The sequence below is a fragment of the Thiohalorhabdus sp. genome (assembly GCF_036628635.1).
Classification (GTDB): Bacteria; Pseudomonadota; Gammaproteobacteria; order Thiohalorhabdales; family Thiohalorhabdaceae; genus Thiohalorhabdus.
Window position 1 is genome coordinate 1 of record NZ_JAZKRM010000014.1, and the last position, 21,127, is coordinate 21,127.

Genomic DNA, 21,127 nt, shown 5'->3' on the forward strand with positions numbered 1-21,127 from the left:
GCGGCGCTGTTCCTGGTCATCTTCGGCCACCTGGTGGGCCGCGAGCTGGAGGGCATGGGCGGGGTGGCCTACGCCGACTACATCCTGCCCGGTCTGATCCTGCTGGCGGTGGTCACCAACGCCTACAACAACGTCACCCTGGCCTTCTACGGGGCCCGGCTGCAGCGCCACATCGAGGAGCTGCTGGTGGCGCCGGTGCCGGCGTGGCTGATCGTGGCCGGATTCGCCACCGGCGGCGTGCTGCGCGGCCTGCTGGCCGGGGCCCTGGTGACGCTGGTGGCCCTGCCGTTCACCGAGCTGCAGGTCCACTACCCGGCCATTACATTGGGCATCGCCGTCCTCAGCGCCCTGCTGTTCGCCCTGGCCGGCCTGATCAACGGCCTGTTCGCGCGCAGCTTCGACCATACGTCGGTGATCGCCACCTTCGTGCTGACGCCGCTGATCTATATGGGCGGGCTGTTCTACCCGGTGGATCGTCTGGCCGAGCCGTGGCAGAGCGCGGCGGCCGCCAACCCCATGGTCTACATGATCGAAGGCTTCCGGCACGGCCTGCTGGGAACCGGCGGCTTCCACGGGGCCGCCACCTTCGGGATCCTGACCGCGGTCACGCTGTTGGTGGCGGTCCTGGCCTGGGGACTGGTGGCGCGCGGTGTCCGCATCCGGGCCTAGGGAGGGTAGCGGCGTGGGAGACCGTGGCGAAGCGAATCCGTGGGTTAGGCAGGCCTGCCCCGGCGTGGCCGCGCCCATGGCCACCGGTGACGGCCTGCTGCTGCGGCTGCGCCACCCCGTTGGCGGGCTGACCCCCGAGCAGGCCCGGACCGTGGCCGACGTGGCCCGCCGTTTCGGCTCCGGTGAGCTGGAGATCACCAGCCGGGCCAACCTCCAGCTGCGCGGTTTTTCCGGGGCGAGCCTGCCGCGGGCCCGGGAAGAGCTGGCGGTGACGGGCCTGGTGGACGCCGACCCCCAGACGGAGGCGGTGCGCAACGTGGTGGCGTCGCCGGCGGCTGACCGCGACCCCCAGGCAGTGGCCGATGTCCGCGGCCTCGCCCGGGAGCTGGCAGCGGCGGTCACCCAACGGCCGGCCCTGCTTGAGCTGCCGCCCAAGGTGGGCCTGCTGGTGGACGGCGGCGGGCGAGCCCGCCTGGATCGGCTGGCGGCGGACCTTCGGCTGGAGGCAATGGCCACGGCCGCCGGCGTCTGCTACCGCGTGGCCGCTGGCGGAACGGCGCAGACCGCGGCGGTGCTGGGCTGGGTGGCCCCCGAACGGGCGGTGGCGGTGGCGGCGGCGGTGCTGGAGCGGTTCCAGGCCTTGCGCCGGACGGTCGAGGACCCGCCGCGGCGGCTTTCCGGGGCGGTGGCCCGCTTCGGAACCGAACCCCTGGTTGGGGTCGAGGGCCTGGAGCCGGCGGCGGGGATGGAGCCCGTCGCCCGCCAGCCGGTGTCCGATCCCGGGGCCACCCTCGGCACCGATCCCGAAGGCGTCTGGGTGGGGGCGGCCTTCCCCTTCGGCGCGCTCACCGCCGATCAGCTGGCGGGCCTGGCCCAGCTCATTGATGGCGACAGGGGCGGGGCCCTACGGCTGACGCCGTGGCGCGCTGTGCTGCTGACGGGCGCGCGGGAGGGCGCCCTGTCGGGACTGGACGCCCTGGGTGCGGTGACGGAAGGCACGGACCGGCGGCTGGCCCTCGGTGCCTGCGTCGGGGCGCCGCGCTGCGAGGCCGGGGCCGTTGAGGCCCGGGCCGAGGTCCGGGACCTGGCGGAGGCGGCCGGCGATCTGCCGGCGCGCGGCGGACGGCTCCACGTGAGCGGCTGCGACAAGCATTGCGGCGATCCCGCCGCGGCCACCGCCGTACTGACCGCGACGGGCGAGGGCTACAATCTGGCCCTGGGCGACGGTACCCATCTGCATCCCCTGGCAACCGGGCTGGACCGGGATGCGGCGCAGCGCTGGCTGGCGGCCCTGGAACGGCTGGTTGCAGCCGAGCAACGAGAGGCAGAGGCCGTGGACGCGACCATTGAGCGACTGGACCGGACGGATCTGGCCGATCGGCTCCAAAGGGAGGCCGAGGATGACGGATAGCTCCATGGACTACATCCGCGACGGCCGGGCCATCTACGAGGAGTCCTTCGCCATCATCCGGGCGGAGGCGGACCTGGACCGGCTACCCCCCGATCTGGTGCCGGCGGTGGTGCGCATGATCCATGCCTGCGGCATGACCGATCTGGCCGACGACGTCGGCTTCTCCCCGGGGGCGGCCGGCGTCGTCCGGGGGGCCCTGGCGGATGGCGCCCCCGTCCTGTGCGACAGCGAGATGGTGGCCCACGGCATCACCCGTGCCCGCCTGCCGGCGGGCAACGACGTTGTCTGCACCCTCCGCGACGAGCGCGTCCCGGACCTGGCCGCGCAACTGGGCAACACCCGCTCCGCGGCCGCGCTGGAGCTGTGGCGGCCGCGGCTGGAAGGGGCGGTGGTGGCCATCGGAAATGCCCCCACGGCCTTGTTCCGGCTGCTGGAGATGTTGCACCAGGGTGCCGCCCGGCCGGCGGCTGTAATCGGTATCCCCGTTGGTTTCGTGGGGGCCGTGGAGAGCAAGGAGGCCCTGGCGGCGGACCCGCTGGGGCTGGATTATCTGACCGTTTACGGGCGCCGCGGCGGCAGCGCCATGACCGCCGCCGCCGTCAACGCCCTCGCGAGCGATCGACTATGAGCAATGACGTTTCCGCCCCCATGGGCACCCTGTACGGGGTCGGAACCGGCCCGGGCGACCCCGAGCTGATCACCCTGAAGGCCGCCCGTCTTATCGGCGAATGCCCGGTGGTGGCCCACTTCTGCCGCCGGGGCGGTAGCGGTCAGGCCCGGCGCATCGCCGACGCCCACGTCACCGAGGGCCACGAGCAGCTGGCGCTGGAATACCCGGTGACCACCGAGCTGCCCCAGGGCTCCCCGGCATACCGCCAGGCCGTCGAGGCCTTCTTCGAGGATGCCGCCGAAACCCTGGCCGCCCATCTGGACGCCGGCCGCTCCATCGCGGTGCTCAACGAGGGGGATCCCTTCTTCTACGGTTCCTTCATGCACGTCTATCTGCGCCTGAAGGACCGGTTCCCCACCGAGGTGGTGCCGGGTGTGGCCTCGCCCCTGGCGGCCGCCACCCAGCTGCCGACGCCGCTGATCATGCGCGACGACGTCCTGACCGTGATCCCGGGGACCCTGCCGGAGGCCGATTTCCGGAATGCCCTGGCGGCCGCCGATGCCGCGGTGATCATGAAGGTGGGCACCCGGCGGGACGAGATCCTGCGGGTCATGCAGGAGCTGGGCCGCGGCGAGGGGGCCTGGTACGTGGAGCGGGCCAGCATGGGCCAGGAGCGGGTGGTGCCCCTGGAGGAGGCCCCCGACGAGGCTCCCTACTTTGCCATGATCGTTATGCCGGGGCGGGGGCTGCGCGCCGATGAGCGGTGACGGCTGGGTGGCGGTGGTGGGCACGGGTCCGGCCGGGCCCCAATGGCTGACCCCGGAAACCGCCGACATCCTGGGCCGGGCCACCGATCTGGTGGGCTACGGGCCCTACCTGGATCGGGTGGTTGCGGACCACCAGCGCCGGCACGCCTCGGACAATCGCCAGGAGCTGGACCGCGCCGGCCATGCCCTGGATCTGGCCGCCGAAGGGGCCCGTGTGGCGGTGGTCTCCGGCGGCGATCCGGGGGTGTTCGCCATGGCGGCGGCGGTGCTGGAGGCCCTGGACCGGGACACCGAGGGCCGCTGGCGGGACGTAAGCGTGACCGTCCATCCCGGGGTCTCCGCCATGCAGGCGGCCGCCGCCCGGCTGGGTGCGCCCCTGGGCGCCGACTTCTGCGCCCTGTCCCTCTCCGATAACCTCAAGCCCTGGGCGGTGGTGGAGCGCCGGGTGCGCCTGGCTGCCGAGGCCGACCTGGTCATGGCCCTGTACAATCCCGCCTCGCGCTCGCGGCCCTGGCAGCTGGGGCGGGTCCTGGCCGTCATCGGCGAGGTGCACCCGCCGGCGACCCCGGTGGTCTTCGCCACCGCCGCCGGCCGGGGCGAGCAGGAGCGCCTCACGGTCACCACCCTGGGCGAGGCCGATTCCTCCCAGGCGGATATGCGCACACTGGTGATCGTGGGAATGCCGGGGACCCGGGTACTGGAGCGGGAGCAGGGGACCCTGGTCTACACCCCGCGGTATTACGAGGGGGCGTGATCGGCTGCGGCGCGCTCCTCCAGCCATTGGCGGACCGCCTCAGGGTCGTGGTGGACGGGCACGCCTTCGGGCCGTGCCGGGCGTTGCACCAGCATCACCGGAATGCCGCGCTCGCGGGCGGCGTCCAGCTTGCCCCGGGTGGCGTCGCCGCCGCTGTTTTTGGTCACCAGGACGTCGATGCCGTGCTCGGCCATGAGCGCCGCCTCCGACTCCCGGTCGAAGGGGCCGCGGTCCTGGATGTAGACGGCATCGGCCAGCCCCGGAGGCGGCTCCGGGGGATCGATGGTGCGGATGACGTAGTGCTTGTCCGGGGCCGCCTCGTAGGGAACCAATTCCTGGCGGCCGGTGGTTACCAGCACTCGGTGGCCCAGGGACCGCAGCGCCTCCGCCGCCGCGTCCAGGTCGGGGACCGGGATCCAATGGTCGCCCGGCCCGGGCTGCCAGGCGGGGCGCTCCAGGGCCATCGATGGCACGCCGGTCCGTTCCGCGGCGGCCGCGGCGTTGGTGGAGATGCCCGCGGCGAAGGGGTGGGTGGCGTCCACCATGGCGCCGACGCGGTTCGCCCGCAGGTAATCGGCCAGTCCTTCAACGCCGCCGAAGCCGCCGCTGCGGTAGGGCAGGGCGGTTCGGGAGGGGCGGTTGGTGCGCCCGGCCAGGGAAACGGTGGCGGCCAGGGTCGAATGGCCCTCGAGGAGGCGCGCCAGCGCGTTGGCCTCGGTGGTGCCCGCGAGGATCAGTACCTGCATGGGGATGCTCCCGGACGGCAATAGGAAGGGGAGAATGACCGAAGCCGCTAATGATGGGAGCCCGGGACAAGGCGAGCAACCATGGCTGACCCTGGTGGGCCTGGGCGAGGACGGCTTGGAGGGGCTGACCCCGGGCGCCCGGTCCGCCCTGGAGACGGCTGAAACCGTCTTCGGCGGCGACCGTCATCTGGCGCTTGTCCCGGAGGTCCCCGGCCAGGAGCGCCTTGCCTGGCCCTCGCCGCTCACCGACGCCCTGACCTGGATCGAAGCCCGGCGCGGCCGGCCGGTTTGCGTTCTGGCCAGCGGCGACCCCTTCTGGTACGGCATCGGTGCCACCCTGGCCCGGCGCCTGCCGCCCGAGGCGATGACCGTCCATCCGGCGCCCTCGGCGTTCAGCCTGGCCGCGGCGCGCATGGGGTGGACGCTGCAGGAGGTCCGCTGCCTGTCCCTGACCGGCCGGGCCCTGGAGCGGGTCCACCCCTGGCTCCACGACGGCGCCCGGATTCTGGTGCTGAGCTGGGACGGCACCACGCCGGCGTCCCTGGCCGAGCGGCTGACCGAGCGCGGCTTCGGTTCCTCCACCCTGACCGTTCTGGAGCGCATGGGCGGCCCCGGGGAGCAGCACCGCGAGGCCCTTGCGGACGAGTGGGGCGGGGCGGAGGCGGCCGACCTGAACACCATTGCCGTGACCTGCCGGGCGGAGCCGGATGCTCGTCCCGTTGCCCGGACGCCGGGCCGACCCGAAGGGGATTTCCACCACGACGGCCAGATCACCAAGGCCGAGGTGCGCGCCGTGACTCTGGCCCACCTGGCACCCGGCACCGGGGACCTGTTGTGGGACATCGGTGCCGGATCGGGCGCCGTGGGGTTGGAGTGGATGCTGGCGGACCCGGCCAACCGCGCCGTGGCGGTGGAGCCCCGCCCGGAACGGATCGCCAACATCGCCGCCAACGCCGGAGATTTCGGGGTGCCGGATCTGCAGTGTGTCGAGGGTCAGGCGCCGGAGGCCCTGGACGGTCTGCCGGCCCCGGACGCCATCTTTATCGGCGGCGGCCTGACCACGCCCGGGCTCGTCGACCGCTGCCGCGCATCCCTGAGCCCCGGCGGGAGGCTGGTGGCCAACAGCGTCACGGTGGAGGGGGACGCGGTGCTGGCCGAGGCGCAGCAGCTGCTGGGGGGCCGGCTCACCCGCTTGGCGGTGGAGCGGGCCCAGCCCTTGGGCGGCTTCAGCGGTTGGAGCCCCTTACGGCCGGTGACCGTCTGGTCCTGGGTGATGCCGTGATCGCCCTCGGCGTCGGTTTCAGCACCCGTTGCGACGTCGAGGAGCTGGCGGGACTGGCTGCCGGGGTGCTGCGGCAGGCCCTGGGGGAAGGGCGGACCCCCTCAGCAGGGGTCATCGCTACGCTCGAGCGCAAGCGCGACGGTGGCCTGCTGGAGCCCGTGGCCGTGCGCCTTGGCCTGAAACCACTGTACCTGAGCCCGGAAGGGCTGGCGCCGTTCCAGGAGGGGATGGAGCTTTCGGGGAGCGCGGCTGCCGCCGCGGGCGTGGGCTCGGTGGCCGAGGCCTCGGCCCTGGCCGCAGCCGGTCCCGGGGCGCGGCTGGTGGTGGCCAAGACCACCAGCTCCCTGGCCTCCTGCGCCGCCGCTCGGATCCTCGACCCGGAAGACCCCAATCGGATTAAGGAGCCGGAGAGCCCATGACCGTCCACTTCATCGGCGCCGGCCCCGGCGCTCCAGACCTGCTGACCCTGCGCGGCCGGGACCTTATCGCTGCCTGCCAGGTGTGCCTCTACGCCGGCTCCCTGGTGCCCGAGGAGGTCCTGGCCCATGCCCCGGAAGGAGCGCAGGTGATCAATACCGCGCCCCTGACCCTCGACGCGATCATGGCGGAGATCGAGGCGGCCGAGTCCGCGGGCCACGACGTGGCGCGGCTGCATTCCGGGGACCTGTCGGTCTACAGCGCGGTGGGCGAGCAGGTCCGGCGCCTGGAGGCGGCGGGCATCGCCTACACCATCACCGCCGGGGTCCCGGCCTTCTCGGCGGCCGCCGCCAGCCTGGGGGCCGAGCTAACCGTGCCCGAGGTGGCGCAGTCGCTGGTGCTGACCCGCACCCAGGGGCGCGCCTCGGCCATGCCGTGCGGCGAGACCCTGGAGGCCTTTGCTGCCACCGGCTCCACCCTGGCCATCCACCTGTCCCTTCACAACATCGCGGACGTGGTGGCGCGGCTGGCTCCCTACTACGGCGAGGAATGCCCGGCCGCCGTGGTTCTGCGTGCCAGCTGGCCCGACGAGACGGTGCTCACCGGCCAGCTGGCCACCATCGCCGACCAGGCCGCAGAGCTGGAGATTCGTCGAACCGCCCTGATACTGGTGGGCCCCGCCCTGGCTCCCGGGGCGTTCCGGGACAGCGCCCTCTACGACCCCAAGCATGTCCGGCGTTTCCGGGGCCAGGACGAGGGGGCTTAGGTGGCCGCTCTGGCGTGAAGGGCCCGGGCATTCGCTTTCCTGATTACTTATAAGGCTCAGCCCTACCGGGCCTGGATTGGGCAAGGGGGCGGTGCGACTGGGGGGTGTCTGACCCCTCGCAGAGGGGTCAGACGGGGTCGCCGCCTTCGGCGCCGCCCCGCGGTCTTCTACATTGCCGAAACGGGGTCGGGGTCCCCCGGAGCTCCGCGCCCTTGCCCAATCCAGGGTTTTGCCAAAGTCGGCTGAGCCTTATAAGTAATCAGGTTCGGTTTTGACGGTTTCCCACGGCCCGTGTAGGTTAAGCCCCATTCGACTGCCGGAAAGTTCGGTAGTCACAATTCGGAAGAACCCGCCTCAGGTGTTCCGCGGACAAGGCAAATCCGCGGAATGAAACGGGAAGTCCGGTATGCCCCGCTACTAAATTCGGCGGCAAAAGCGGTTCCGAAAGGAACCGTCCGCGAGCCGAATTTAGTAGCGGGGCAAAGCCGGCGCTGCCCCCGCAACGGTAGGCGAGTGACGGGACGGCCTTCGAGCCACTGCTCCGCCACAAAATCGGCCTTAAGCCCTGTGCCAGTTGGACGGGATTTTGCTTGGCGATTTTGTGGCGGGACGGGAAGGCGGCCGTCCCGGCGGATCTCTGCGGAGAGCCGCCTAGCTCGTTAGCCCGGAGACCGGCCTGGGGTTTGGCCACGGCACTGCGGAGGGCAGCTCCGGGCGCGGACCCCGCTGTCTCCGTCCCGCCCCTTCGTCCTCCCAGCTGCCTGCGCCATGTGCGGGTGCGCACCTGGGAGGAAGCATGCAGAAGCCAATCTTGGCCCTCACGGGCCTGACTGTTGCCCCGATAATCGCCGTGGCCCCCCATGCCGCGGCCCAGAAAGCCACCACACTGGAGGAGGTGGTGGTCACTGCCACACGGGCTCCCCAGCCCCGATCCGAGAGCTTGGCCCCCACCACCGTCATCGACCGCCAGGACATCGAGCAAAGCGGGCAGCGGAGCCTCCAGGGCCTGCTGCAGCAAACGGTGCCGGGGCTGCAGATCAGCAACAGCGGCGGAGCGGGCAAGGACACCTCGGTCTTTCTGCGCGGCACCAACAGCGATCACGTCCTGGTGCTGATCAATGGGGTCAAGCAGGGCTCGGCCACCCTCGGGACGACATCCTTCCAGCATCTGCCGCTGGCCCAGATCGAGCGCATCGAGGTGGTGCGCGGGCCCCGCTCCAGCCTCTACGGCTCGGAGGCCATCGGCGGCGTCATCCAGATCTTCACCCGCAGCGGCGAGCCGGGGATGCGGGCCAACGCCCGGGCGGGCTACGGCTCCAACGACCGCTACGAGGCCAGCGCCGGCATCAGCGGCGGCACCGAAGCCACCACCTACAGCTTGCATCTGGACCGCGTGGATACCGAGGGCATCGACGCCCATGAAGGGGGAAATCCGGACGAGGACGGTTACGACAACACCTCGGTCAACCTCTCCCTGGAGCACGAGCCATGGCAGGAGGGGCGAGCCAGTATCTCGTTCCTGCGGGCCGAGGGCACCAACGAGTTCGATCCCTTGTTCGGCGGGGCCAATGGGACGGACTTCGTTCAGCAGTCCGCCCAGGTCCGTTTCGAGCAGACCGTTAACACCTATTGGGACACCACGCTCCAATTCGGAGAGAGCCGGGACGAGACCGACAACCTTCTGGACGATGAGCGCCAGACCTTCTTCGATACGCGGCGCATCGAGGCCACCTGGCAGAACCGATTGTTCCCAACAAGCAATCAGGAGGTGGTCCTGGGGGTGGATTACCGGGACGACCGGGTGGATTCCTCCACCGACTTTGCCGAGGACAGCCGCTACAATCGGGCCGTGTTCGGCCGCTGGGACTGGTCTCGCGGCCCCTACCGGGCGCAGCTGGGCCTGCGTCATGACGACAACGAGGCGTTCGGAGGGCAGCTTACCGGGGATGCCGTCCTCGGCTACCGGTTGAACGAGGGCCTGCGGGTGACCGCCTCCTACGGGACCGCCTTCAAGGCCCCGACATTCAATGATCTGTTTTTCCCCGATATCGGATTTTTCAAGGGCAATCCGGACCTGGAGGAGGAGACCTCCCGGTCGGCCGAGCTGGGCCTTATCGGTAACGCGGCTTGGGGAAGCTGGGAGATCCGCTACTTCGAGACCCGGATCGATGATCTCATCCAGAACGAGACGGTGGGCGGGGTGCTGCAGCCCCGCAATGTGGACCAGGCCGAGATCCGGGGGGTGGAGCTGGCCGCCGATGTCCGCGTTGATGGCTGGCGGGTGCGGCCCTCGCTCACTGTCCAGGATCCCGAGAACGAGGATACGGGCAATCAGCTCCGGCGTCGGGCGGAGCAGAGCTTTAAGCTGGATGCCCTGTATGCGGCTCCCCGCTGGACACTCGGCGGCAGCCTCCAGCTGGAGAGCGAGCGTTTCGACGATGCCGCCAATCAAACGCGCCTGGCCGGCTACGGCGTGGTCAACCTGCGCGGCGAGTACCGCCTTGCGCCGCAGTGGAAGGTCCGGGTGGAAGGCAACAACGTCCTGGACAAGGACTATCAGACCGCCGACGGGTTCAACCGGCTGGGCCGTACGGTTTTCGCCAGCGTGAGCTATGGCGGACGCTAGGCGGTCTGTGCGGCGAGGCTCGGGGAGGGGTACTTGCCGGCATCGTCTCCGGTGCCTCCCGGCACTGGTCCTGGCCGGCCTTCTGGTTTTGGCTGCTACTCGGTCCGTTGCCGGGAATCCCCCCCGGGTAGTCTCCATCAACGCCTGCACCGATCAGCTGGTGCTGAAGCTCGCGGACCCCGATCAGATTGCCTCGGTCTCCGAATACGCCGGCAGCCCGTCCTTCTCGGTCATGGCGGAGGTGGCCAAAGCCTACCCCAAGAACCAGGGGCATGCCGAGGAGGTGCTGGTCCACGATCCGGATCTCGTGATCTCCGGGCCCTACACCAATCGGGCCACGGCGAACCGGCTGGAGGCTTTGGGCTATCGGGTGGTGACGCTGGACAGCCCGGACACCTTCCCGGGGATCCGCGATAACCTGCGCCGGATGGGCCGGTTGCTCGGTCATCCCGAGCGGGCGCAGCGCCTTATCGAGCGCATGGACCGCATCCTGGCGGCGGTCGCTGCCGAGCTGCCGCCCGAAAACCGCCGACTGCGCGCTCTGGCGCTGCGGCCTAACGGTGTGACGGTGGGCAAGGGCTCGCTACTGGACACGGTGATGCAGGCCGCCGGCCTGCGCAACGTCGGCCGGGAGCTCGGCGCCGGCTCCTACCGCGAGCTGCCGCTGGAGCATCTGGTGGCGACCCAGCCGGACTTGCTGGTGCTGGCCTCGTCGGATACGGCCCAACCGTCGCTGGCCCAGGGGGTGATGCACCATCCCGTGTTCGATGCCCTCGAGAGCCGGCGCGAACCGGTGTGGCTGCCCGGCCGGCTGTGGACCTGCGGCGGCTGGTTCAATGCCGAGGCGGTGGCCCGCTTGGCGGAGCATGCCTACGGCATCCGAGTAGACAGTGAGGAGTGAGGCGTGAGGCGAGGAGGACCGTAGGTTCGACTTTAGTCGAACGGTTTTCCCCGGAGGGAGGTCTCTGATCATTGCGAGCCCATGGGAGCTTCGCGCATGACCCGTGAAATGGGCCGGCCCTGGCTGCTGACCCTTCTGGCCGCGGTATTGGCTGGGCTGATGGTGGGCAGCCTAACCCTCGGCTACGTGGCCATCCCGCCCGGCCAGGTCCTGGGGGCGTTGGTGACCCCGGCGGAGACCCCCGTCTCCCTCATCGTCCAGGAGCTGCGCGTGCCGCGCACCCTGCTCGGCCTCTTCGTGGGGGCCAGCCTCGGGATCGCCGGGGCCGGGCTCCAGGGGTTGCTGCGCAATCCCTTGGCCGAGCCCGGCGTGCTGGGCATCTCCAACAGCGCCGCCCTGGGCGCCGTGGCCACCCTGTACACGGGCATCGCCGCGACGGCCCCCCTGGCCCTGCCGGCGGCGGCCATGGCGGGTGCCCTGCTGGCCATGCTGGTGCTCTACGGTCTGGCCGGGCGCGAGGCCAACGTCCAGACCCTGATCCTGGCCGGAGTGGCCATCTCGTCCCTGGCGGGCGCGCTCATCTCGGTGGCGCTGAACCTGGCGCCGAGCGCCCACGCCACCACCGAGATCCTGTTCTGGCTCCTGGGCTCGCTGGCCGATCGCGGCATGGACCACGTGGCGTGGGGGCTGCCGTTCATGGGGGCCGGTATCATCCTCCTGCTGACCGCCGGGCGCGCCCTGGACGCCCTCAGCATGGGCGAGGAGACCGCCCGCAGCCTGGGGTTCAACCTGACCGGCCTGCGCTTCCGGGTGATCGCCGGGGCCACCCTGGCGGTGGGCGCCGGGGTGGCCGTTAGCGGCAGCATCGGCTTCGTGGGACTGGTGGTCCCTCACATACTGCGGCCGCTGGTGGGCTACCAGCCGGCGCGGCTGCTGCCGGCCAGCGCCCTGGGTGGCGCCATACTGCTGCTGCTGGCGGACATGGGGCTGCGCCTGGCCAGCGACGAGGTGGATCTCAAGCTGGGCGTGGTCACCGCCCTGGTAGGGGCGCCGTTCTTCCTCCACCTGGTGCTCAAGACGCGGAGGATGACGGTATGAGCCGGGCGGAGCGAGCCGCGAGCCTGCAGGCCCGGCAGCTGAGCCTGAGCCTGGGGGGCGAACCGGTGGTGGCGGGTGTCGATCTGGCCCTCCACCCCGGCGAGGTGGTGGCCGTGCTGGGCCCCAACGGCGCCGGCAAGAGCACGCTTCTGCGGGCCCTGGCCGGACTCCAATCGCCGCTGCACGGCGAGGTGCTTCTGGCCGGCGAATCCCTGGCCGCCATGAAGGGCAATCGCCGGGCCCGGGAGGTCGGCTACCTGCCCCAGGCGGCCACGGTCCATTGGCCGCTGCCGGTGGAGCGGGTGGTGGCCCTGGGGCGGCTGCCCCATATGAGCCCCTGGCAGCGCCTGAGCGCCGCCGACGGCTACGCCGTCGACCGCGCCCTGGCCGCCACGGGGGTGGAGGGCCTGCGCCGGCGCACGGTCACCGAGCTCTCGGGCGGCGAGCGCGCCCGGGTGCTGCTGGCCCGGGTGCTGGCCGGCGAGCCCAACTGCCTGCTGGCCGACGAGCCGGTGGCGGGGCTCGATCCCTATCACCAGGTCCACTTCATGGAGCTGGTGCGGGAGTACGCCGGCGAGGGCCGGACCGTTGCCCTGGTCATGCACGACCTCAACCTGGCCGCCCGCTTCTGCGACCGCCTGGTGCTCATGGACCAGGGCCGGCTGGTGGCCGACGGCTCGGCCCGGGAGGTGCTCGACCCCGGCCATCTGGCACGGGTTTTCGGTATCCGGGCGGTCTACGGGGAGTCCGAGGGCGAGCCCTACGTGGTGCCGTGGGGGCGGGCATGAAGGAGCTGATCCTGGGCGGCGCCCGCTCGGGCAAGAGTGCCCTGGCGCAGCAGCGGGCTAAGGCTTCGGGGGCGTCGGTGACCTACGTGGCCACCGCCACCGCCGGAGACTCCGAGATGGGTGACCGCATTGCCCGCCACCAGGCCGAACGCCCCGAGCACTGGGGCCTGGTGGAGGAGCCCGCGGCCCTGGGCCGGGTCCTGCGCGATCGGGCGGCCCCCGGGGCCTGCCTGCTGGTGGACTGCCTGACCCTGTGGCTGAGCAATCTGCTGGCGGCCGGCGAGGCAACCCTGGAGCAGGAGCAAGCCGATTTCCTGGCCGCCCTGACCGAGGCCCCGGGCGCGGTCATCCTGGTCAGCAACGAGGTGGGGCAGGGCGTCGTCCCGGCCGACCCCACCTCCCGGCGCTTCGTGGACGAGGCCGGCCGGCTCCACCAGGCCGTTGCCGGGGAATGCGAGCGCGTCACCCTGGTGACGGCGGGCCTGCCCCAAACCCTCAAGCAACCCCTGTAGGAGCGTGGCCGCCGCAGGTCGGGGCTGGTAGCCCCTCCCACTCCAAGCGAGGCTCGGGTTGGGGCAGGGTATTGTGGGACGGGCCACTGGCCCCGACGCCTTTGCGGTCCTGGTTGAATGCTCAAAATATTGCACCGGCAAAGGACCCTCATGACCCAACCCTGGTATCTGGAAGAACCAGCCGCCCCCGACCGCGCCGCCGAGGCGGCGGCCCGGGAGCATCAGGGGCAGCTGACCAAGCCGGCCGGCTCCCTCGGTCAGCTGGAGGGTCTGGCGGTGCGCCTGGCCGGGCTGCAGGGGCGGGTGAATCCGGATTTGTCGAACGTCCGTATCGCCGTGTTCGCGGCCGACCACGGCGTGGCCGCCGAGGGCGTGTCCGCCTTCCCTCAGGCGGTGACCACGGAGATGATCCGCAACTTCAGCCGCGGCGGCGCGGCGGTGAGCGTGCTGGCCGGGGAGCTCGGTGCCGACCTGGAAGTGGTGGAGTTGGGCGCGGCGGTGGATCCCGGGCCGCTGCCCGGCGTGGTGCCGGCCCGCATCGCCGCCGGCACCGGCAACATGCGCCACGAGCCGGCCATGCTGGTGGAGGAGCTGGAGGTCGCGCTGGCCGCGGGCCGGGCCGCCGCCGAGCGCGCAGCCGAATCCGGGACGCGGCTTTTCATCGGGGGCGAGATGGGCATCGCCAATACCACGGCCGCAACCGCGCTGGCCTGCGGCCTCACCGGGCAAAGGCCGGAGACCCTGGTGGGGCCGGGGACCGGTCTCGACCCCGCCGGGGTGGACCACAAGGCCGCTGTCATCCGCGATACCCTGGGCTTGCACGCGCCCGATCCGGCGGAGCCCTTCGAGGCCCTGCGCACCGTGGGCGGCTTCGAGGTCGCGGCCCTGACCGGAGCTTACATAGCGGCCGCCCAGCGCGGCATCCCGGTTGTGGTGGACGGCTTCATCGCCACCACCGCGGCACTGGCCGGGGTACGCTTGAATCCGGATGTGGCACCATGGCTGATCCACGCCCACCGCTCCGCCGAGCCCGGCCACGACGCCGTGTTGGCGGCCCTGGACGCGGCGCCCTTGTTGGATCTGGGCATGCGCCTGGGCGAGGGCAGCGGCGCGGCCGCCGCGGTCTCCCTGCTGCGCTCGGCGGTGGCATTGCACAACGGCATGGCGACCTTCGCCGGTGCCGACATCTCCTCTTGAGCCGTTTCCTTTAACCGGGCGAAGGGAAAATACGGTTTATGGATGCCAGTGAGACCCTGATCGATCTCATCCGCCACGGCCAGCCCGAGGGCGGACGCATGTTCCGGGGGGTTACCGATCACTCCCTGTCGGAGCAAGGATGGGCGGAGATGCGGTTGGCGACCGCCGGCGAGGCCGGCTGGGAGGTAGTGGTCACCTCGCCGCTGACCCGCTGCGCCGAGTTCGCCGAGGTCCTGGCCGACGCCCGGGGGCTGCCGCTGGAGCGCCTCCACGGCCTGCGCGAGATGGACTTCGGCGCCTGGGACGGCCGCACCGCTTCGGACATCCTGGCCAACGGCCCGGGCGACCTGAGCGCCTTCTGGGCCGATCCCGAGCGGGCTCAGGCACCCGAGGGCGAGGCCCTGGCCGATTTCCGGGAGCGGGTGGTGTCGGCATGGGAGCACCTCCTGGCGCGGTACGCCGGGCGCCACGTGCTGGTGGTGGGCCACGGTGGCGCCATCCGGGTGACCCTGGCCCATGTCCTGGGCATGCCGCTGGCCAACCTGTTCCGCATGGAGGTCCCCTATGCCGGCCGCAGCCGCGTCCGCAGCGACGACGCCGGCGTCCGGCTGGTGGCCCACGGTAGTCACGAATGATCCCCCTGCGTCTCGCCGTCCAGTTTCTGACCCGGGTCCCCTTGGGGGTGCCCGCTGCGCCCAGGGCGGCCGACCTGGGCCGCTCGGTTGCCTTCTACCCCCTGGTGGGGCTCGGTCTGGGTCTGGTCCTGGCGGTGGTAGGGGCCCTGGCGGGCCAGGGCCCGGGCCTCCTGGCCGCGGCCCTGCTGGTCACCCTGTGGGCCGCTGCCACCGGTTTCCTGCATCTGGACGGTTTGGCCGACAGCGCCGATGCCTGGCTGGGCGGCCAGGGCGACGCCGAGCGTACTCTGGCCATCCTCAAGGACGCCTACGCCGGCCCGGCCGGCGTTACCGCCGTGGTGCTGGTCCTGCTGGTCAAGGTGGCGGCATTGGCGCCGTTGATGGTCGCCGGCGGGGTGGCGGCCCTGGTCCTGGCGCCTTTGCTGGCCCGGGCCGGAACCGCCGCGCTGCTGCTGACCACGCCCTACGTCCGTGCCGGCGGCCTGGGCGAAGCGGCCGCCGCCAACATGCCCCGTCCGGCGGTGTTGCTGGGGGTGGCGCTTTCGGGCCTGGTGGCGCTGCTGGTGGGCGGGGTGGCCGGCCTGGGTGCCCTGGTGGCCGGCGGGCTTGTCCTGCTGGGTCTACGCTGGCTCATGGTCCGCCGCATCGGCGGCGTTACCGGCGATACCCTGGGCGCCGCCATCGAGGTCAGCGAGGCGGTGGTGCTGGTGGTGTTCGCCTTCGGTACGTGAGGAGTGAAGCGTGAGGGGTGAGGAGTAACGGCAAAAACCAGGGCGCTCTCCGCAGATTGCGCAGATGCCCGCAGATGAAAGGTTGCACACGGACATCGGTGTTATCTGCGGATACCGCCGTTGCCTGTGACTTTGGTGCTACTCTTCACCCCTCACGCCTCACTCCTCACCCCGGCAGCAGCCGCCGCAGAGGCTCGGTCCACAGGTGGGCCTCCATGGCGTCGGCCAGGTGGTCGATGCCGGCCTCGCGCAAGGCGTGGTAGTCCGTGGCCTCGGGGGCGGTGAGCCCGGCCCAGCGCAGGAGGGTCTCGCGGGCCTCCGGTTCGTCGAACAGGCCGTGCAGGTAGGTGCCCATGACGCGGTCTTCCTCGGAGCGGGCGCCGTCAACGGCGTCTTCCAGATGGACTGCGGGCCGTTCCACCGCCGGACCCCGGCTAACGCCCATGTGGATCTCGTAGCCGGATACCGCCGCTCCCTCCAGCGCCAGCCGGCCGGCCACGTGGCTGAGCTGTTTCTCGGGGGCCAGGGTGGTGTCCAGGTCCAGCAGGCCCAGCCCCTCGGTGGTGCCGGTCTCGCCCTCCAGCCCTTCCGGGTCGGCCAGGGTCCGGCCCAGCATCTGGAAGCCGCCGCAGACGCCGATGACCCGGCCGCCGTAGCGCAGGTGGCGCTGGATGTGGGCCTCCCAGCCCTGCTCGCGCAGCCAGGCGAGGTCGCTGCGTACCGCCTTGGACCCGGGCAGGATCACCAGGTCCGCCCCCTCCAGGGATTCGCCCGGCCCGGTGAATTGCAGGTCCACCTGCGGGTGCAGGCGCAGGGCGTCGAAATCGGTGTGGTTGCTGATGCGGGGCAGGGCGGGGACCCGGACACGCAGGGTGTCGGACCGGTCCGCCTCCGCGGGCGCGCTGTCGGTCAGCCTGTCTTCCGCCTCCAGGTGCAGGCCGTCGAGGTGGGGAAGGGTGCCCACCACCGGGATGCCGGTGCGCTCCTCCAGCCAGTCGATCCCGGGCTGAAGCAGCGAGATGTCGCCGCGGAAGCGGTTGATGACCAAGCCAGCCACCAGCGCCCGCTCGTTCGGGGCCAGCAGCTCCAGAGTCCCCACCAGCTGGGCGAAGACGCCTCCGCGGTCGATGTCGGCGGCCAGCAGCACGGGGCAGTCCACGGCCTCGGCGAAGCCCATGTTGGCGATGTCGTGCTCGCGCAGGTTGATCTCCGCGGGGCTGCCGGCGCCCTCGACGACCACCACGTCGTAGGTCGCCGCCAGACGCTCGTGAGCGGCCAGCACCGCCTCGCGGGCTATGCGCTTGTAGTCGTGGTAGGCCACGGCGTCCATGGTGCCGATAGCCTGGCCGTTGACGATGACCTGGGCGCCGGTGTCGGTGGCGGGTTTGAGCAGGACCGGGTTCAGGTCGATGGTGGGGGCCATGCCGGCGGCCTGGGCCTGAGCCGCCTGGGCCCGGCCGATCTCGCCACCGTCGGCGGTGACGGCGCTGTTGAGCGCCATGTTCTGGGGCTTGAACGGGGCCACATTGAGACCGCGGCGCGCCAGGAGTCGGCACAGGCCGGTAACCAGCGCGCTCTTGCCGGCGTCGGAGGTGGTCCCCTGGATCATGATGGTGGTTGCTCGCATGGCGGCATTTTCCCATAGACGAGGGCCTCTTTGAGCACCGCGCTGGTGGTTATCGCGGCGGTGGTCGCCGATGCCTTCCTGGGTGAGCCGCGGGCTTGGCACCCTCTGGCGGCCTTCGGCAGCCTGGCGCAAGCCCTGGAACGGCGCTGGAACCGGGGCGAGGACCGCCGCTGGTGCGGGGTAGGGGCCTTGGCCCTGCTGGTGGCAGGGCCAGCAGCTGTGGCCGGCCTGCTGGCAGCCATTCCCGGGCTGGGCTGGGTGGTGGCGGCGGTGCTGCTGTATCTGGCCATCGGCATGCGCAGCCTGAGCGATCATGCCAAGGCCATCGCCGGGCCGTTGGCCCGCGGTGATCTTGCAGCCGCTCGGATGGCAGCGGGGCGGATGGTGAGCCGGGAAACCACCGCCCTGGACGAGAGGGGAATAGCCCGCGCTGGCATCGAATCGGTTCTGGAGAACGGTGCCGACGCGGTTTTCGGCGCGCTGTTCTGGTTCGTGGTGCTGGGAGTTCCGGGCTTGGTGGCGTACCGCCTGACCAATACCCTGGATGCCATGTGGGGCTACCGCACCCCGCGCTACCGGGTGTTCGGCTGGGCGGCGGCGCGCCTGGACGATGCCCTTAACTGGCCGGTGGCCCGGCTCACCGCCTTGACCTACGCCCTTGCCGGGGAGACGAGGATGGGGCTGAGCTGCTGGCGCAGCCAGGGCCCTCGCTGGAAAAGCCCCAACGCAGGCGTGGTCATGGCCGCCGGGGCCGGTGCCCTCGGGGTCGCTTTGGGCGGTCCCGCCCAGTATCACGGACGCGTGGAGGAGCGACCCGCTCTCGGCTTCGGTGTGGAGCCCGGGGCCGCGGACCTGCGGCGGGCGGTAGCTCTGGTCCGCCGGGGCCTTATCGGATGGATTGCGGTAATCCTTTTGGGGGATGCGTTTCTTGCCTGACCACGGCGGTGATCTTAGCGAGGCCACGCGGCGCTTCGGCGAGCCTGAAGGCGGTTGGCTGGACCTATCCACGGGCATCAATCCGCTTCCCTACCCGGTCCCGGAGGTGCCGCCGACAGTTTGGCACCGCCTTCCCGAGGAGGGAGACGGCCTCATGGAGGCTGCTGCGGCCTACTACGGGACCCGGGAGCTGATCCCCGTACCCGGCTCCCAGGCCGCCATCGCCGCATTGCCCTATCTGCGCCGCCATTGCCGGGTGGCCGTGCTGTGGCCCACCTACGCCGAGCATGCCTACCGCTGGGAGCGGGCCGGTCACCAAGTGGAGCGGATTACGCAGGACCAGTTGGAAGCCGCCTCGGGCGAGGTGGACGTAGTGGTGCTGGGCCAGCCCAACAACCCCGACGGCAAGGGTTTTGCCCCCGAGCAGCTGCGCCACTGGCGCCGCCGGCTGGCCCGGCGGGAGGGTTGGCTCGTGGTGGACGAGGCCTTCGCCGATACTCAGCCCGGTGCCTCCCTGGTCGATGAAGCAGGGGAGCCCGGATTGGTGGTGCTGCGTTCCATGGGCAAGTTCTTCGGCCTCGCCGGGGCTCGCCTCGGCTTTGTGGCTGGTCATCGGTCCATCCGGGATGCCGTGGCCCAGGAATTGGGCCCCTGGCCCGTGTCGGGTCCTGCCCGGCTGGTAGGCCGCCAGGCGTTGGCCGATGAGGCGTGGCAGCGCCAAACGCGGGTGGCACTGGCCGAATCAGCGCAGCGGCTGGATTCGCTGCTGCGTTGGGCAGGCTTGCAACCTTCCGGAGGCACGGAGCTGTTCCGGTGGGTGACTACGGATCGAGGCCAAGCTTGGCAGCACGGTTTGGCCCGCCATGGTGTATGGGTGCGCTGCTTCCGGGAACCAACCGGGTTACGGTTCGGCCTGCCCGGTAACGAGACAGGCTGGAACCGGCTATGGCAGGCCCTCGCTGGCGCGTCCGCCTGAAGGTGCTATCCTTGCCGGCCCAATCCCCCCTTCCCGGTTCACTGCCTTGGACTCGTTGCTGCCCGTCGCCCTGGTCATCGGTCTGGCCAGCTGGCGGCATTGCCTAGGTATGTGCGGCGGCATTATCGGTGCCCTGAGCATGGGCCTGGCGTCCGAGGTGCGGGCCCGGCGCGCCGCCCTCGTGACCTACGTGATCGCCTATAACAGCGGCCGCATAGCCAGTTACAGCGTCATTGGGGCTCTGGCTGGGGCAGCCGGAAGCGGCGTGGCCGGCCTCCTGGCGCCGGTCGAGGGCCCCATTCTTCTTAGGGTTATGGTTACCGGACTGGTGATCGCGGTTGGCCTCTACCTGGCCGGCTGGTTCCCCAGTCTGGCCGTGGTAGAGCGCCTGGGACAGCCGCTTTGGCAGCGGCTGGAGCCCCTTGGCCGGTCCCTGTTCCCAGTACGCAGCCCCCGGCGGGCGCTAGCCTTCGGCGCCGTCTGGGGCTGGCTGCCTTGCGGCATGGTGTATTCGGCGCTGCTGCTGGCGGTGGGAACCGGCGGGCCGGCAAAGGGGGCCGCTTTCATGGCCTTGTTCGGCCTGGGGACGCTGCCCGCTGTTGCCGGGGCCAGGGCCTTCGCCGGTCTGACTATCCGCCTGGGCCGCATTCCCACATCAACCAATGGGTCGGGGGTACTTTGATCCTGCTGGCGGTGTTAGGGCTCTGGTATAGTATGAAGAACCCACTCCCTGTGGGGGTTTGATCCTTAGCGGTCGGCTTCGGTCCAGATGGTCGTCGCCTTGGTGAGGTTCCTCCGCCGGTTTGAAACAAGGTGCTACTCACGGGTCCTTTGCCGGAAGGGGCCGTGCCTGTGGCTAGGGTCCTTGCGGCCGCCGCCACATCAGCTTGCTGAAAGGCCGCGCATTTGTGCAACGGGAACCGAGAGGAGGCCCCGTGCCCACTGCCTTTGACCAGGACCTGTTCGGCGAGGCGCCGGCGTTCCAAGCCGCCATCCGCACCGCGAGGATTGTTGCAACGGCGGATGTCCCGGTATTGGTACTGGGTGAGACCGGCACTGGCAAAGAATTGCTGGGCCGGGCTCTGCATGCCGAAAGCCCTCGTCGTGGCGGGCCTTTCGTTCCGGTGAATTGCGCCGCCTTGCCCACGGATTTGGCCGAGTCCCACCTGTTCGGCCATTGCAAGGGCGCCTTTACGGGGGCGGTAACGGACAACGGTGGGCTGGTAGCCGCTGCCGAGACCGGTACCCTGTTCCTGGACGAGGGGGGCTAGCTGGAGGCCGCGGTCCAGACCAAGCTGCTGCGCTTTTTGGAAGCCGGGGAATATCAGCGGGTGGGCGAGGCCGCCCAGCACTGGGCCGATGTCCGCGTGGTGGCAGCCACCAATCGGGACTTGGCTGCGGAGGTGACAGCTGGCCGCTTCCGCGAGGATCTCTACTACCGTCTGCACGTGGTCCCGGTGGAGCTGCCGCCTTTGCGCGACCGGCCTGGGGATGCCCGGGCGCTGGCCGGCGGCTTCGTGCGTGAATTGGCTGACCAGCATGGCGTCGAGCCGCCCGTGTTCAGCGAAGGTGCCCTTAAGCGGCTCGAGGCCTATCCTTGGCCGGGCAACGTGCGCGAACTTCGCAACCTCTGCCAGCGTTTGGTGATCCTGCTGCCCGGCCAACGGATCGAGCTCCT

Annotated in this window: 21 protein-coding genes, 1 pseudogene and 1 riboswitch; of the genes and pseudogenes, 20 read left to right on the forward strand and 2 right to left on the reverse strand. The window is 70.9% G+C overall.

From position 1 onward, the window contains the following. The 5 genes from V5A19_RS06330 to cobJ form a co-directional block, all read left to right on the forward strand. Nucleotides 1–669, forward strand: a 669-nt coding sequence (locus tag V5A19_RS06330) for an ABC transporter permease (RefSeq protein WP_332327739.1), incomplete at its 5' end; no start/stop codon positions are given. Between the two features lie 13 nt (nt 670–682). Further along, a complete protein-coding gene (cobG, locus tag V5A19_RS06335; RefSeq protein ID WP_332327740.1) occupies nt 683–2,080 on the forward strand; it encodes a precorrin-3B synthase in 1,398 nt (465 codons plus the stop codon). Then, nucleotides 2,070–2,708 carry a precorrin-8X methylmutase gene (locus V5A19_RS06340; RefSeq protein ID WP_332318358.1) on the forward strand — a complete coding sequence of 213 codons (639 nt, stop codon included), beginning with the start codon at nt 2,070–2,072 and terminating at the stop codon, nt 2,706–2,708. The genes cobG and V5A19_RS06340 overlap by 11 nt, the downstream gene beginning before the upstream one ends. After that, the gene (locus V5A19_RS06345) at nt 2,705–3,457 is read left to right on the forward strand and encodes a precorrin-2 C(20)-methyltransferase (protein ID WP_332318357.1); all 753 of its coding nucleotides are present in this window, start codon (nt 2,705–2,707) and stop codon (nt 3,455–3,457) included. The genes V5A19_RS06340 and V5A19_RS06345 overlap by 4 nt, the downstream gene beginning before the upstream one ends. Beyond that, nucleotides 3,447–4,211: a precorrin-3B C(17)-methyltransferase gene (gene cobJ / locus V5A19_RS06350; RefSeq protein ID WP_332318356.1), complete on the forward strand. Its 765-nt coding sequence runs from the start codon at nt 3,447–3,449 to the stop codon at nt 4,209–4,211. The genes V5A19_RS06345 and cobJ overlap by 11 nt, the downstream gene beginning before the upstream one ends. On the opposite strand, the gene V5A19_RS06355 is transcribed toward cobJ, so the two are convergent. Beyond that, on the reverse strand, nt 4,196–4,957 hold the full coding sequence (locus V5A19_RS06355) for a cobalt-precorrin-6A reductase (RefSeq protein WP_332318355.1): 762 nt from the start codon (nt 4,955–4,957) through the stop codon (nt 4,196–4,198). The two genes, cobJ and V5A19_RS06355, sit on opposite strands and share 16 nt — an antisense overlap. A gap of 34 nt (nt 4,958–4,991) precedes the next feature. Between V5A19_RS06355 and cbiE the strand changes: the two genes are divergently transcribed. The 11 genes from cbiE (at nt 4,992) to V5A19_RS06410 (ending at nt 15,910) form a co-directional block, all read left to right on the forward strand. Then, entirely contained in the window at nt 4,992–6,239 is a 1,248-nt protein-coding gene (gene cbiE / locus V5A19_RS06360) for a precorrin-6y C5,15-methyltransferase (decarboxylating) subunit CbiE (RefSeq protein WP_332318354.1), read from the forward strand. After that, nucleotides 6,191–6,658: a cobalamin biosynthesis protein gene (locus V5A19_RS06365; RefSeq protein WP_332318353.1), complete on the forward strand. Its 468-nt coding sequence runs from the start codon at nt 6,191–6,193 to the stop codon at nt 6,656–6,658. Before cbiE ends, V5A19_RS06365 begins: the two co-directional genes overlap by 49 nt. Further along, nucleotides 6,655–7,422, forward strand: coding sequence for a precorrin-4 C(11)-methyltransferase (gene cobM / locus V5A19_RS06370; protein WP_332318352.1), 768 nt, complete (start codon nt 6,655–6,657; stop codon nt 7,420–7,422). Before V5A19_RS06365 ends, cobM begins: the two co-directional genes overlap by 4 nt. 339 nt (nt 7,423–7,761) lie before the next feature. Continuing rightward, nucleotides 7,762–8,116, forward strand: a riboswitch (cobalamin riboswitch). 102 nt (nt 8,117–8,218) lie between these two features. Next, nucleotides 8,219–10,048, forward strand: coding sequence for a TonB-dependent receptor domain-containing protein (locus V5A19_RS06375; protein ID WP_332318351.1), 1,830 nt, complete (start codon nt 8,219–8,221; stop codon nt 10,046–10,048). A gap of 88 nt (nt 10,049–10,136) precedes the next feature. After that, entirely contained in the window at nt 10,137–10,949 is an 813-nt protein-coding gene (locus tag V5A19_RS06380) for an ABC transporter substrate-binding protein (RefSeq protein WP_332318350.1), read from the forward strand. Nucleotides 10,950–11,045: 96 nt separating this feature from the next. Beyond that, on the forward strand, nt 11,046–12,047 hold the full coding sequence (locus V5A19_RS06385; RefSeq protein WP_332318349.1) for a FecCD family ABC transporter permease: 1,002 nt from the start codon (nt 11,046–11,048) through the stop codon (nt 12,045–12,047). Next, nucleotides 12,044–12,835, forward strand: a complete 792-nt coding sequence (locus V5A19_RS06390; RefSeq protein ID WP_332318348.1) for an ABC transporter ATP-binding protein — start codon at nt 12,044–12,046, stop codon at nt 12,833–12,835. The genes V5A19_RS06385 and V5A19_RS06390 overlap by 4 nt, the downstream gene beginning before the upstream one ends. After that, a complete protein-coding gene (cobU, locus tag V5A19_RS06395; protein WP_332318347.1) occupies nt 12,832–13,347 on the forward strand; it encodes a bifunctional adenosylcobinamide kinase/adenosylcobinamide-phosphate guanylyltransferase in 516 nt (171 codons plus the stop codon). Before V5A19_RS06390 ends, cobU begins: the two co-directional genes overlap by 4 nt. 150 nt (nt 13,348–13,497) lie before the next feature. After that, nucleotides 13,498–14,544: a nicotinate-nucleotide--dimethylbenzimidazole phosphoribosyltransferase gene (gene cobT / locus V5A19_RS06400; RefSeq protein WP_332318346.1), complete on the forward strand. Its 1,047-nt coding sequence runs from the start codon at nt 13,498–13,500 to the stop codon at nt 14,542–14,544. A 38-nt stretch (nt 14,545–14,582) separates the two neighbouring features. After that, complete coding sequence (locus V5A19_RS06405) at nt 14,583–15,179, forward strand: histidine phosphatase family protein (protein WP_332318345.1); 597 nt, start codon at nt 14,583–14,585, stop codon at nt 15,177–15,179. After that, complete coding sequence (locus V5A19_RS06410) at nt 15,176–15,910, forward strand: adenosylcobinamide-GDP ribazoletransferase (protein ID WP_332318344.1); 735 nt, start codon at nt 15,176–15,178, stop codon at nt 15,908–15,910. Before V5A19_RS06405 ends, V5A19_RS06410 begins: the two co-directional genes overlap by 4 nt. Before the next feature lie 166 nt (nt 15,911–16,076). Here the strand turns inward: V5A19_RS06410 and V5A19_RS06415 are convergent, their stop codons facing one another. Further along, nucleotides 16,077–17,537, reverse strand: coding sequence for a cobyric acid synthase (locus V5A19_RS06415; protein WP_332318343.1), 1,461 nt, complete (start codon nt 17,535–17,537; stop codon nt 16,077–16,079). A 30-nt stretch (nt 17,538–17,567) separates the two neighbouring features. On the opposite strand from V5A19_RS06415, the gene cbiB reads away from it, so the two are divergent. The 4 genes and pseudogenes from cbiB to V5A19_RS06435 form a co-directional block, all read left to right on the forward strand. Next, entirely contained in the window at nt 17,568–18,473 is a 906-nt protein-coding gene (gene cbiB / locus V5A19_RS06420; RefSeq protein ID WP_332318342.1) for an adenosylcobinamide-phosphate synthase CbiB, read from the forward strand. After that, entirely contained in the window at nt 18,466–19,449 is a 984-nt protein-coding gene (gene cobD / locus V5A19_RS06425) for a threonine-phosphate decarboxylase CobD (RefSeq protein WP_332318341.1), read from the forward strand. The genes cbiB and cobD overlap by 8 nt, the downstream gene beginning before the upstream one ends. 46 nt (nt 19,450–19,495) lie before the next feature. After that, entirely contained in the window at nt 19,496–20,131 is a 636-nt protein-coding gene (locus tag V5A19_RS06430; protein WP_332318340.1) for a sulfite exporter TauE/SafE family protein, read from the forward strand. Between the two features lie 253 nt (nt 20,132–20,384). After that, nucleotides 20,385–21,113 (forward strand): annotated as a pseudogene (locus V5A19_RS06435) (sigma 54-interacting transcriptional regulator); the annotation flags it as partial. Nucleotides 21,114–21,127: the final 14 nt, after the last annotated feature.

Bases quoted from the DNA above. Each gene is read 5' to 3' on its own strand.
- cobU (WP_332318347.1), top strand. From the start codon at position 12,832: ATGAAGGAGCTGATCCTGGGCGGCGCCCGCTCGGGCAAGAGTGCCCTG.
- cobM (WP_332318352.1), top strand. From the start codon at position 6,655: ATGACCGTCCACTTCATCGGCGCCGGCCCCGGCGCTCCAGACCTGCTG.
- V5A19_RS06345 (WP_332318357.1), top strand. From the start codon at position 2,705: ATGAGCAATGACGTTTCCGCCCCCATGGGCACCCTGTACGGGGTCGGA.
- cobJ (WP_332318356.1), top strand. From the start codon at position 3,447: ATGAGCGGTGACGGCTGGGTGGCGGTGGTGGGCACGGGTCCGGCCGGG.
- V5A19_RS06340 (WP_332318358.1), top strand. From the start codon at position 2,070: ATGACGGATAGCTCCATGGACTACATCCGCGACGGCCGGGCCATCTAC.
- V5A19_RS06375 (WP_332318351.1), top strand. From the start codon at position 8,219: ATGCAGAAGCCAATCTTGGCCCTCACGGGCCTGACTGTTGCCCCGATA.
- cobT (WP_332318346.1), top strand. From the start codon at position 13,498: ATGACCCAACCCTGGTATCTGGAAGAACCAGCCGCCCCCGACCGCGCC.
- V5A19_RS06415 (WP_332318343.1), bottom strand. From the start codon at position 17,537: ATGCGAGCAACCACCATCATGATCCAGGGGACCACCTCCGACGCCGGC.
- cbiE (WP_332318354.1), top strand. From the start codon at position 4,992: ATGACCGAAGCCGCTAATGATGGGAGCCCGGGACAAGGCGAGCAACCA.
- V5A19_RS06405 (WP_332318345.1), top strand. From the start codon at position 14,583: ATGGATGCCAGTGAGACCCTGATCGATCTCATCCGCCACGGCCAGCCC.
- V5A19_RS06385 (WP_332318349.1), top strand. From the start codon at position 11,046: ATGACCCGTGAAATGGGCCGGCCCTGGCTGCTGACCCTTCTGGCCGCG.
- V5A19_RS06390 (WP_332318348.1), top strand. From the start codon at position 12,044: ATGAGCCGGGCGGAGCGAGCCGCGAGCCTGCAGGCCCGGCAGCTGAGC.
- V5A19_RS06410 (WP_332318344.1), top strand. From the start codon at position 15,176: ATGATCCCCCTGCGTCTCGCCGTCCAGTTTCTGACCCGGGTCCCCTTG.
- V5A19_RS06355 (WP_332318355.1), bottom strand. From the start codon at position 4,957: ATGCAGGTACTGATCCTCGCGGGCACCACCGAGGCCAACGCGCTGGCG.